We start from the raw sequence: 11,513 nt of genomic DNA, 5'->3' as shown, positions 1-11,513 counted from the left end.
GGAACATGACCCACCCGATCTCCTGAGAGGAGCGTCGCCGTGCCTCCCACCGACGCGAGCACCGACACCGGCACCGCCTCGACCTCGAGCAACGAGGACACGCTCGAACTGCGCCTGTCCGACGACTTCCTCGCGCTCCTGGCCGAGGACGGAGACTTGTGCGGCGGCAGGACCGAGGAGGGACAGGAGGCGCTCCCGGCCAACGGCGAGCTGCTCGACCACCTCGCCGACTGGGGGCCGGTCGTCACCCCGGCAGGCACCCTGCACCTCGTCCCCGTCCGCGTCGAACGGGAGCTCCCGCTGATCTCCCGCTGGATGAACGACGCCGCCGTGGCCTCCTACTGGAAGCTCGCGGGATCCGAGAGTGTGACCGCGGACCACCTCCGGACCCAGCTCGACGGTGACGGCCGCAGCGTGCCCTGCCTGGGGCTGCTGGACGGGACCCCGATGAGCTACTGGGAGATCTACCGGGCCGACCTCGACCCCATCGCCCGCCACTACCCCGCCCGCCCGCACGACACGGGAATCCACCTCCTCATCGGCCCCGTGGCCGATCGGGGGCGGGGTCTCGGCTCCACCCTGCTCCGCGCCGTCGCCGATCTCATCCTCGACAGAAGACCTTCCTGTGCCCGCGTCATCGCGGAACCCGACCTTCGCAACTTCCCCTCCGTCTCCGCTTTCCTCAGCGCCGGCTTTCGGTTCTCCGCCGAGGTCGACCTGCCCGACAAGCGGGCCGCCCTCATGGTGAGAGACCGACTCCTGCGCGATCTGATGTAGATCTGATGTGCATCTGCTGTGACGCCGTCATTTCTGGTACACCGCTCGCGCCGATCCGGTTCCCGATCGAGCCGACCCGATTTCCGGCCCACGAGAATCAGCCGTGCCCGTTGAGCCGTCCCGCTCCCCGGCCACCACACCCATCCCGCTGCCCCGTCGAAGAGAATCCGGTCTTGATCCCGCCGTTCACGCCCCACGCTTCCGCCTTGGTCACCCGTTTGTCAGTGGTGACCCGTAGGGTGGTCGCGCTATGACGAAGCCCTCACTCCACGAACTCCTGCACGCTGCCGTCACCGCTGTCGGCGGCATGGAGCGCCCCGGCCAGGTGACCATGGCCGAAGCCGTCGCGGAGGCGATCGACGACGGCTCCCATCTGCTGGTGCAGGCGGGCACCGGCACCGGAAAGTCGCTCGGCTACCTGGTGCCCGCCCTCGCGCAAGGGGAGCGGGTGGTCGTCGCGACGGCAACCCTGGCGCTGCAGCGGCAGCTCGTGGAGCGGGACCTGCCGAGGACGGTCGACGCGCTGCACCCGTTGCTGCGCCGGCGCCCCGAGTTCGCGATGCTCAAGGGCCGGTCGAACTACCTGTGCCTGCACCGCCTGAACGAAGGAATGCCGCAGGACGAGGAGGAAGGCCTCTTCGACCAGTTCGAGGCGGCCGCGCCCACCAGCAAGCTGGGCCAGGACCTGCTGCGGCTACGGGACTGGTCGCAGGAGACCGAGACCGGCGACCGGGACGACCTCACCCCTGGCGTGTCCGACCGTGCCTGGGCACAGATCTCCGTGTCGTCCAGGGAGTGCCTGGGCGCCACCAAGTGCGCGTACGGAGCCGAGTGCTTCGCCGAGATGGCCAGGGAGCGGGCCAAGCTCGCCGAGGTCGTCGTCACCAACCACGCGCTGCTCGCGATCGACGCCATCGAGGGCGCCCCGGTGCTCCCGCAGCACGAGGTGCTGATCGTGGACGAGGCCCACGAGCTGGTCTCACGCGTGACCGGTGTGGCGACCGGCGAGCTCACCCCGGGCCAGGTCAACCGCGCCGTGAAGCGGGCGGCGAAGCTCGTGAACGAGAAGGCCGCCGACCAGCTCCAGACCGCCGCCGAGGGCTTCGAGCGGCTCATGGAGCTGGCGCTGCCGGGCCGCCTGGAGGAGGTCCCGGAGGACCTGGCGTACGTCCTCATGGCGCTGCGCGACGCCGCCCGTACGGTGATCTCCGCGATCGGCAGCACCCGCGACAAGTCCGTCCAGGACGAGGACGCGGTCCGTAAGCAGGCGCTGGCCGCCGTGGAGAGCGTGCACGACGTGGCGGAGCGGATCACCAACGGTTCCGAGTGGGACGTCGTCTGGTACGAACGCCACGACCGCTTCGGTGCGTCCCTGCGCGTCGCCCCCATGTCCGTGTCGGGCCTCCTCAGGGAGAAGCTCTTCGCGGACCGTTCCGTCACCCTGACCTCGGCCACTCTCAAGCTGGGCGGCGATTTCAACGGCGTGGGGGCGTCGCTGGGCCTGGCACCGGAGGGCACCCAGGGGGACGACCTTCCGCAGTGGAAGGGTGTGGACGTCGGATCTCCGTTCGACTACCCCAGGCAGGGCATCCTCTACGTCGCCAAGCATCTGTCGCGTCCCGCGCGCGACGGCGACCGCACGGACATGCTGGACGAGCTCACGGAGCTGATCCAGGCGGCGGGCGGCCGTACGCTCGGCCTGTTCTCCTCGATGCGGGCCGCCCAGCTGGCGGCGGAGGAGCTGCGCGTCCGTATCCCCGAGTACCCGATCCTGCTGCAGGGCGAGGAGACGCTCGGCGAGCTGATCAAGGGCTTCGCGGCCGACCCGAAGACCTGTCTGTTCGGCACGCTGTCGCTCTGGCAGGGCGTCGACGTACCCGGGCCCAGCTGTCAGCTGGTCGTCATGGACAAGATCCCGTTCCCGCGCCCCGACGACCCTCTGATGAGCGCCCGCCAGAAGGCCGTCGAGGAGGCGGGCGGCAATGGCTTCATGGCCGTCGCGGCCACCCACGCCGCCCTGCTCATGGCCCAGGGCGCCGGCCGTCTCGTACGGGCGCAGGGGGACCGTGGCGTGGTCGCCGTACTGGACCAGCGGCTGGCGACCGCGCGGTACGGGAGCTATCTCAAGGCGTCACTGCCCGACTTCTGGTACACGACGGACCGTAACCAGGTCCGCAGGTCGCTCGCCGCGATCGACCAGGCGGCCAAGGACACGGCAACGGCGGAGAAGGCAGACGTGTGAAGAGTGGCCTGTCCCGATCGGGACAGGCCACTCTTCACACGTCTCAGGGTCCGAAGCGCTCCTCGCGCTCCTGGACAGCCCAGGGCCCCGGAACCGGCGCAGTGGATTCCGGGGCCCGGATCAGGGGCGGGGACAGACACGGGCGACCGTCCTCCGCTGGGTGTCAGACGCGGCGCAGGACTGCCACCACCTTGCCGAGAATGGTCGCGTCGTCACCCGGGATGGGCTCGTAGGCGGCGTTGTGCGGCAGCAGCCAGACGTGGCCGTCCTCTCGCTTGAAGCGCTTGACCGTGGCTTCGCCGTCCAGCATGGCGGCCACGATGTCGCCGTTCTCGGCGACGGGCTGACGGCGGACCGTCACCCAGTCGCCGTCGCAGATCGCGGCCTCGATCATCGAGTCACCCACGACCTTCAGGACGAACAGCTCGCCGTCGCCCACCAGCTGGCGGGGGAGCGGGAACACGTCCTCGACCGATTCCTCGGCGAGGATCGGGCCACCGGCGGCGATCCGGCCGACGAGCGGCACGTACGACGCGGCCGGCTTGCCCGCGGTGTCCGTGGGCTGCGCCGAGGACTGGTCGGAGCCGCGGACCTCGTACGCACGCGGGCGGTGCGGGTCGCGGCGCAGGAAGCCCTTGCGCTCCAGGGCCATCAGCTGGTGTGCCACGGAGGATGTGCTGGACAGGCCGACCGCCTGGCCGATCTCCCGCATCGACGGCGGGTATCCACGCCGCTGCACCGAGTCCCTGATCACCTCGATGACCCGGCGCTGCCGGTCGGTGAGCCCGGAGCTGTCCGCCCTGATACCTGGAGGTCGGCCGGGCAGGGCTCGCTTGGGCCCTTCATGGTTCGTGGCTTCGTTCATTGCATGCACCGGCTCGAGTCGGCTCTGGGAGCGGTCCTGGGCAGTGATGGTGGCACTGTCAGCGGTGGTGGTCACGTCGGCCCCTCTCGATGGTCTCCCGTGCAGCACAACGGTAGTTGCTTTCGAAAGGTTGCGCCAAACACACGTTCGAGTGAAAAACTCTGGATTGTCTGACGTGATCATGTGCCTGGGTGTAAGACGCGGGCCCGGCGGGCAAAAGTGCCGATTGCTGTACTCTTCACCGCCGGAGCGAAGGCCTTGTGGGCCGCTGTCGCCGCGCGGCCCAGTCTGCCACCCGGTGTCCCGTCAGCCGGGCACCGGCCCCTTTCTCCGTGGCGCCCCACCGTATCCCCGTCCGTTCCGCGACGGTACGGCTGCGCTCTGCGACGGCGTTCCCGTCTGGCACATGACATACATGCGCGACACGCGCGTCGTGGGTGGATTTACGTGCCAAGCCCTACATCTAGTGCTTGGATTGCAACAACAGCCCAGAAGTTGTGGTCCCCCGGGTCCTCGGGCTCTTGGTCATCCCCTATGCTTGGGGCTGCTTCCGCGGGGTTCAAGTGGCCCGTGGGGCCATTGGGCCGCGCTGTGTGAGGAGGGTTGGAGTTATGCACTGTCCCTTCTGCAGGCACCCCGACAGCCGCGTCGTCGACAGTCGTACGACGGACGACGGCACGTCGATCCGCAGGCGCCGCCAGTGTCCGGACTGCTCCCGTCGTTTCACGACGGTGGAGACGTGCTCGCTGATGGTGGTCAAGAGGTCCGGTGTGACGGAACCCTTCAGCCGTACCAAGGTCATCAATGGTGTCCGCAAGGCATGCCAGGGGCGGCCTGTCACCGAGGACGCGCTCGCCCAGCTCGGCCAACGGGTCGAGGAGGCGGTGCGTGCCACCGGAAGCGCCGAACTGACCACCCACGACGTGGGTCTGGCCATACTCGGCCCGTTGCAGGAGCTCGACCTCGTCGCCTACTTGCGGTTCGCCTCGGTCTACCGGGCGTTCGACTCGCTGGAGGACTTCGAGGCCGCCATCGCGGAACTCAGGGAGCAGCAGAAGCGCCCCGACGTGAACGACGAGGACGTCGAGATCACGGTCGAGGAGCGCCTGGAGAACGACCGCGGGTCCGGAGGGACTGCCCAGGTTCCCGTGCCCGCCAACGCCGCCGACTGATCGGCGGGCCGCACCGCCGGACCGATGGGACCGGACGATCGGCGGCGATCCAGACCTGTCGCGAACGGCTGTGTCAGCCGGGTCGCGGCACAAGACAGAACACCGTGTCACTGGAACAACGTGGCACTTCAGGGCGTTTTCGCCCGTACAGGGAGGCGGCATGACAGAGACGGCGAGCGGTCCGGCACGGAGTTCCCGCGCCAAGGGCACCAAGGCGAGCAAGGGCCTGCGTATCGAGCGCATCCACACGACCCCCGGCGTGCATCCGTACGACGAGGTGGAATGGGCGCGCCGTGATGTCGTCATGACCAACTGGCGCGACGGCTCGGTCAACTTCGAGCAGCGTGGCGTCGAGTTCCCCGAGTTCTGGTCGGTGAACGCGGTCAACATCGTCACCAGCAAGTACTTCCGCGGTGCCGTGGGCACTCCGCAGCGCGAGGTGAGCCTCAAGCAGCTCATCGACCGCATCGTGAAGACGTATCGGAAGGCCGGCGAGGACTACAAGTACTTCGCCTCGCCCGCCGACGCCGAGATCTTCGAGCACGAGCTGGCGTACGCCCTCCTGCACCAGATCTTCAGCTTCAACAGCCCTGTCTGGTTCAACGTGGGCACGCCGCAGCCCCAACAGGTCTCCGCCTGCTTCATCCTGGCCGTCGACGACTCCATGGAGTCGATCCTCGACTGGTACAAGGAAGAGGGCATGATCTTCAAGGGCGGCTCCGGCGCCGGCCTGAACCTCTCCCGTATCCGCTCCTCCAAGGAACTGCTCTCCTCCGGTGGCAACGCCTCCGGTCCGGTCTCCTTCATGCGCGGTGCCGACGCCTCCGCAGGAACGATCAAGTCGGGCGGTGCCACCCGCCGCGCCGCCAAGATGGTCGTCCTCGACGTGGACCACCCGGATGTCGAGGACTTCATCGCCACCAAGGTGAAGGAAGAGGAGAAGATCCGCGCCCTGCGCGACGCGGGCTTCGACATGGACCTGGGCGGCGACGACATCACGTCCGTCCAGTACCAGAACGCCAACAACTCGGTCCGTGTGAACGACGAGTTCATGACGGCCGTCGAGAACGGCACGGAGTTCGGTCTCCGCGCCCGTATGACCGGCGAGATCATCGAGAAGGTCGACGCCAAGGCGCTCTTCCGCAAGCTCGCCGAGGCCGCGTGGGCCTGCGCCGACCCGGGTATCCAGTACGACGGTGTGATCAACCGCTGGCACACCTGCCCCGAGTCCGGCCGCATCACCGCGTCGAACCCGTGCAGCGAGTACATGCACCTGGACAACACGTCCTGCAACCTGGCCTCGCTGAACCTGATGAAGTTCCTGAAGGACGACGGCAAGGGCAGCCAGTCCTTCGAGGTCGAGCGCTTCACGAAGGTCGTCGAGCTCGTCATCACCGCGATGGACATCTCCATCTGCTTCGCCGACTTCCCGACCCAGAAGATCGGTGAGAACACCCGCGCCTTCCGCCAGCTCGGCATCGGCTACGCCAACCTCGGCGCCCTGCTGATGGCGACCGGCCACGCGTACGACTCCGACGGCGGCCGCTCCCTCGCCGGCGCCATCACCTCCCTGATGACCGGCACGGCGTACAAGCGCTCCTCGGAACTGGCCGCGGTCGTCGGCCCCTACGACGGCTACGCCCGCAACGCCACCGCCCACAACCGCGTCATGAAGCAGCACTCCGACGCCAATGGCACGGCCGTCCGCATGGACGACCTGGACACCCCGGTGTGGGCCGCCGCCACCGAGGCCTGGCAGGACGTGCTCCGCCTCGGCGAGAAGAACGGCTTCCGCAACTCGCAGGCGTCCGTGCTCGCCCCGACCGGCACCATCGGCCTCGCCATGTCCTGCGACACCACCGGTGTCGAGCCGGACCTGGCGCTGGTCAAGTTCAAGAAGCTGGTCGGCGGCGGCTCGATGCAGATCGTCAACGGCACGGTCCCGCAGGCCCTGCGCCGCCTGGGCTACCAGGAGGAGCAGATCGAGGCGATCGTCGCCCACATCGCCGAGAACGGCAATGTGATCGACGCCCCGAGCCTCAAGCCGGAGCACTACGAGGTCTTCGACTGCGCCATGGGCGAGCGCGCCATCTCCCCGATGGGCCACGTCCGCATGATGGCCGCGATCCAGCCGTGGATCTCCGGCGCCATCTCCAAGACGGTCAACATGCCGGAGACGGCGACCGTCGAGGAGGTCGAGGAGATCTACTTCGAGGCCTGGAAGCTGGGCGTCAAGGCGCTCGCGATCTACCGCGACAACTGCAAGGTCGGCCAGCCGCTCTCCGCCAAGACCAAGGAGAAGGAGAAGGCGGAGATCACCGAGAAGGCCGAGGAGACGATCCGGACCGCGGTCGAGAAGGTCGTCGAGTACCGCCCGGTACGCAAGCGCCTCCCGAAGGGCCGGCCCGGCATCACCACGTCCTTCACCGTCGGCGGCGCCGAGGGCTACATGATCGCCAACTCCTACCCGGACGACGGCCTGGGCGAGGTCTTCCTGAAGATGTCCAAGCAGGGCTCGACCCTCGCGGGCATGATGGACGCCTTCTCGATCGCCGTCTCGGTGGGTCTGCAGTACGGCGTGCCGCTGGAGACGTACGTCTCGAAGTTCACGAACATGCGCTTCGAGCCGGCCGGTATGACGGACGACCCGGATGTGCGGATGGCGGCGTCGATCGTCGACTACATCTTCCGCCGTCTGGCGCTGGACTTCCTGCCCTTCGAGACGCGCTCCGCGCTCGGCATCCACTCCGCCGAGGAGCGTCAGCGTCACCTGGAGACCGGTTCGTACGAGCCGATCCTCGACGACGTGGAGGTGGACGTCGAGGGCCTCGCCCAGTCGGCGCCGCGCCAGTCCCTGAAGGCCGTCTCCACCCCGAAGGCCGACGACGAGGCGGCCAGGCCCGCCCCGAAGCAGGCCCACACCAGCGCCGAGCTGGTGGAGATGCAGCTGGGCATCCAGGCCGACGCCCCGCTGTGCTTCTCCTGCGGTACGAAGATGCAGCGGGCCGGCTCCTGCTACATCTGCGAGGGCTGCGGCTCGACGAGCGGCTGCAGCTGAACCCGAGCCCCTTCCGGGCGTGAAATGACAGATCGGTGCGGGGAGTCGCGAAACGCGGCTCCCCGCACCGCTGTCCCTTCGGCGGTGCCCTTCGGGCAGGGGTCAGGACTCGCGGGGGCCGCCCATGATGCGGACGAAGGTCGCCGGGTCCTCGTCGTAGCCCTGGATGCCCGGGTGGAAGGTCCACTCGCCGGTGGCGTCGCGGATGAACTCGGCGACGGTCGCGGCCGTGGAGCCGAGGACACTGCCGAAGTCGTCCTCGGCCAGGACGGTGTAGTCCTCACGGATGCGCAGGCCGGGCTTGTGGACGTTGACGAAGGTCTTCCGGCCGGATCCCTGCTGTATGGCCACACCGATGACCACCCGGCCGTACCGGCTGTCGAGGCGGTTCAGCTCGACCGTCATGACCTCGTCCCAGCCGAAGCCCTGGCCGTTCTTGCTGTCGCGGTTGAGGGTGATGGTGCCGTCGGGCGAGCGGCTGTCGAAGTGCACGACATAGGCGGGACTTCCGCTCGGATCGGCCGCCGGGTAGGTCGCCGCGATGATGTCGAGATCCGTGGGCGGCTGTCCGGCGGGGCTCGGGTCCCACTTCACCGCCACCTCGACCTTGCGGATGCCCTTGTTGAGGCCGTTCAACAGAACTCTCCTCCCCGTTCTCCTGTGCTTGCGGGCCGAACTGCCTGGCGGTCCAGGCCAGTTGCCCATCCTCGCATGTGCGCGGTGACGCTCGCCCGGGTGCAACCGGCCGGAGAGTGACCGGCGCCACGCTCCGTGGCCTTACCATGGCGCGGTGCTGGTCAAGTGGATTCGCTGCACCGTGGTGGACCGCCGCGGTTTCGAGCGGGGGCAGCGAAAGTGGGCGGGGCTTCTGGGGGAGCCGGGTTTCCGTGGACAGGGTGGGGGCTGGAGCCGTGCGCGACCCGGAGTGGCGCACATCTTCTCGTTCTGGGAGAGCCGGGCCTTCTACGACTCCTTCATGGCGCGCTCCCACGACCGGCTCGCCGCCTCGCAGTCGGGCACCTTCAAGGACATACAGGTCAAGCTCTTCGATCACCGCTTCGACGTGAAGACCGGTTTCGAGCCGCGCTTCACGGACTCCGATCTGGTGCGCGTGGCGCACTGCCGTGTCCACGAGGAGCGGGCCGAGCACTTCGCGCTGATGCAGGAGAAGGTCTGGAACCCGGCGATGGCCGGTTCTCCGGGTATGGTGCGGGGCCTGTTCGGTGAGGCGCCCGGCCACGAGTTCGTGATCCTCTCCATGTGGCAGTCGGCCGCCGAGCACGGCAAGTACCGAGTCGAACGCATCGAGCGCCTCGCCCTGCGGGCCCAGATCGAGGCCGACGTCGCCGCCCTGGCGGGCGATATTGTTGAACTGGAACCGAGCTGGACGGTTTGAGATCCGGACCTGCGGCAGTTTGGAATTCCAACCTTTATGGCCGGGGCCGTCTGGACGGTTTGAGATCTGGACCGACGAGCCGGGAGTGAGTCCGGAAACCAGACGTACGAATCGGGCCATCTGATGTGCGGGACTTGTGTGACGTACGCCGTAAGGCACCCGGACGAGTGCTCGATCCGCCGTCGCCCCCTTTAGGGTCTTGGCATGGCACGACCACGGCGCATCATCCTTGTCCGACACGGCGAGTCAACGGGCAATGTTGATGACACCGTGTACGAGCGCGAGCCCGACCACGCCCTGGCGCTCACCGATCTCGGCTGGCGGCAGGCGGAGGAGACCGGCAAACGGATCCGTGACGTCCTCGGTCGCGAGCGCGTCAGCGTCTACGTCTCCCCGTACCGCCGGACGCACGAGACGTTCCAGGCGTTTCATCTGGACCCCGAACAGGTGCGCGTGCGCGAGGAGCCCCGGCTGCGCGAGCAGGACTGGGGCAACTGGCAGGACCCCGACGACGTACGACTCCAGAAGGCCTACCGGGACGCGTACGGGCACTTCTTCTACCGCTTCGCGCAGGGTGAGTCCGGCGCCGACGTGTACGACCGGGTCGGCGGTTTCCTGGAGAGTCTGTTCCGCAGTTTCGAGGACCCGGACCATCCGCCGAACGTCCTGCTGGTCACCCATGGGCTCGCCATGCGGCTGTTCTGCATGCGGTGGTTCCACTGGACGGTGGCGGAGTTCGAGTCGCTGTCGAACCCCGGGAACGCCGAGATGCGGATGCTCGTTCTCGGAGACGACGGCCGGTACACGCTCGACAGGCCGTTCGGCCGCTGGCGTGATCCGGAATCGTATGGGGCCACCGGTTAGAGTGGCAGGGCGATGACCGCTGACTCCTCTTCCGATGGCCGCCTGGAGCGTGCCCTGGCCAGCCTGCGCGGACTCGCGGTGGGGGACGCGCTGGGCTCGCAGTACTTCGTGCCGGTGAACTACCCGCTGCTCAAGCGACGCGAGACCCCACCCGGCCCCTGGCAGTGGACCGATGACACCGAGATGGCCTGTTCCGTCGTGGCCGTCCTCGCGGCCCACCACCGGATCGACCAGGACGAACTCGCCCGCTCCTTCGCCGTGCACCACGACTTCGACCGGGGCTACGGCCCCGCGGTCAACCGCCTGTTGCGCCTGGTCCGCGAGGGCGGCGACTGGCGGGAACTTGCCTCCGCGCTCTTCAACGGCCAGGGATCCTGGGGCAACGGCGCGGCCATGCGCATCGCCCCGCTGGGCGCCTGGTACGCGGACGATCCCGAGCAGGCGACCCACCAGGCGGAGATCTCCGCCTACCCCACGCACCAGCACCGCGAGGCCGTCGTGGGCGCCATGGCCGTCGCGGCGGCCGCCGCCCTGGCGGCAGACCCGGCCGGACCGCCGAGTTCCGGGGCACTGCTCGACGGCGTCATCGCGCTGGTCCCGAAGAGCGCCGTCGGCGCGGGACTGCGGCGCGCCCGGGACATGCTCGACTACGCCGACGCGGACACCGTCGCCGCCGTACTGGGCTGCGGACGGCGTACGACGGCGCACGACACCGTGCCCTTCGCGCTCTGGTCGGCGGCACGCGCCCTCGGCGACTACGAGCAGGGCTTCTGGACGACGGCCCAGGTGGGCGGCGACGTCGACACGACCTGCGCGATCGTCGGGGGAGTGGTCGCCTCCGGGAAGTCCGGGGCCCCTCCTGAGGCGTGGGTGGGACAGACCGAGACGTTTCCGGACTGGATGCGGGTGGGATAGCCGGTCGAAGGGACGCGCTTCCCAGGCTCCCCCTGGCCCAATCGCCTCAACTGTCACAGGAGTGCCACAGTGCGCTCCTAGGTCGTCGAGGGTGCCTTCCTGCGGCATACCCTGTCCGCCACGCCGCCTGTTGATCATGACGAGACGCGGCGACGAGGTACCGGCCACGGGCCTCCTGCGGCAGCCAACACGCTGCGTACGGGGGTGGTGAGGGCCGGTCGGGG

Annotated in this window: 9 protein-coding genes; 7 read left to right on the top strand and 2 right to left on the bottom strand. The window is 68.6% G+C overall.

Translation table 11 applies throughout. The annotated features are described in order from the left end of the window. Positions 1-39: 39 nt before the first annotated feature. Positions 40-777, top strand: a complete 738-nt coding sequence (locus JIX56_RS11300; RefSeq protein WP_257539796.1) for a GNAT family N-acetyltransferase — start codon at positions 40-42, stop codon at positions 775-777. A gap of 250 nt (positions 778-1,027) precedes the next feature. Next, positions 1,028-3,019, top strand: a complete 1,992-nt coding sequence (locus tag JIX56_RS11295) for an ATP-dependent DNA helicase (protein ID WP_257539794.1) — start codon at positions 1,028-1,030, stop codon at positions 3,017-3,019. 163 nt (positions 3,020-3,182) lie between these two features. Here JIX56_RS11295 and lexA read toward each other — a convergent pair whose 3' ends face one another. After that, positions 3,183-3,959, bottom strand: a complete 777-nt coding sequence (lexA, locus tag JIX56_RS11290) for a transcriptional repressor LexA (protein WP_020114122.1) — start codon at positions 3,957-3,959, stop codon at positions 3,183-3,185. Between the two features lie 536 nt (positions 3,960-4,495). Here lexA and nrdR point away from each other — a divergent pair. Further along, a complete protein-coding gene (gene nrdR / locus JIX56_RS11285; RefSeq protein WP_257539792.1) occupies positions 4,496-5,056 on the top strand; it encodes a transcriptional regulator NrdR in 561 nt (186 codons plus the stop codon). Positions 5,057-5,216: 160 nt separating this feature from the next. Beyond that, positions 5,217-8,114: a vitamin B12-dependent ribonucleotide reductase gene (locus JIX56_RS11280; RefSeq protein ID WP_257539790.1), complete on the top strand. Its 2,898-nt coding sequence runs from the start codon at positions 5,217-5,219 to the stop codon at positions 8,112-8,114. A gap of 102 nt (positions 8,115-8,216) precedes the next feature. On the opposite strand, the gene JIX56_RS11275 is transcribed toward JIX56_RS11280, so the two are convergent. Further along, the gene (locus JIX56_RS11275) at positions 8,217-8,750 is read right to left on the bottom strand and encodes a TerD family protein (RefSeq protein WP_257539788.1); all 534 of its coding nucleotides are present in this window, start codon (positions 8,748-8,750) and stop codon (positions 8,217-8,219) included. 154 nt (positions 8,751-8,904) lie between these two features. On the opposite strand from JIX56_RS11275, the gene JIX56_RS11270 reads away from it, so the two are divergent. From JIX56_RS11270 to JIX56_RS11260, 3 genes are all read left to right on the top strand, one after another. Further along, entirely contained in the window at positions 8,905-9,510 is a 606-nt protein-coding gene (locus JIX56_RS11270) for a YdbC family protein (protein ID WP_257539786.1), read from the top strand. Between the two features lie 204 nt (positions 9,511-9,714). Further along, a complete protein-coding gene (locus JIX56_RS11265; RefSeq protein WP_257539784.1) occupies positions 9,715-10,374 on the top strand; it encodes a histidine phosphatase family protein in 660 nt (219 codons plus the stop codon). Positions 10,375-10,386: 12 nt separating this feature from the next. Further along, positions 10,387-11,289 carry an ADP-ribosylglycohydrolase family protein gene (locus tag JIX56_RS11260; RefSeq protein WP_257539782.1) on the top strand — a complete coding sequence of 301 codons (903 nt, stop codon included), beginning with the start codon at positions 10,387-10,389 and terminating at the stop codon, positions 11,287-11,289. Positions 11,290-11,513 lie beyond the last annotated feature (224 nt).

It is taken from the genome of Streptomyces sp. CA-210063 (assembly GCF_024612015.1).
Classification (GTDB): Bacteria; Actinomycetota; Actinomycetes; order Streptomycetales; family Streptomycetaceae; genus Streptomyces.
The sequence above is the reverse complement of the archived record's forward strand: the minus strand, read 5'-3'. Positions and strand labels throughout refer to the sequence as shown.

What these genes read in the sequence shown, in the direction of transcription:
- JIX56_RS11295 (WP_257539794.1), top strand. Translation starts at nt 1,028, where the DNA reads ATGACGAAGCCCTCACTCCACGAACTCCTGCACGCTGCCGTCACCGCT.
- nrdR (WP_257539792.1), top strand. Translation starts at nt 4,496, where the DNA reads ATGCACTGTCCCTTCTGCAGGCACCCCGACAGCCGCGTCGTCGACAGT.
- JIX56_RS11280 (WP_257539790.1), top strand. Translation starts at nt 5,217, where the DNA reads ATGACAGAGACGGCGAGCGGTCCGGCACGGAGTTCCCGCGCCAAGGGC.
- JIX56_RS11265 (WP_257539784.1), top strand. Translation starts at nt 9,715, where the DNA reads ATGGCACGACCACGGCGCATCATCCTTGTCCGACACGGCGAGTCAACG.
- JIX56_RS11260 (WP_257539782.1), top strand. Translation starts at nt 10,387, where the DNA reads ATGACCGCTGACTCCTCTTCCGATGGCCGCCTGGAGCGTGCCCTGGCC.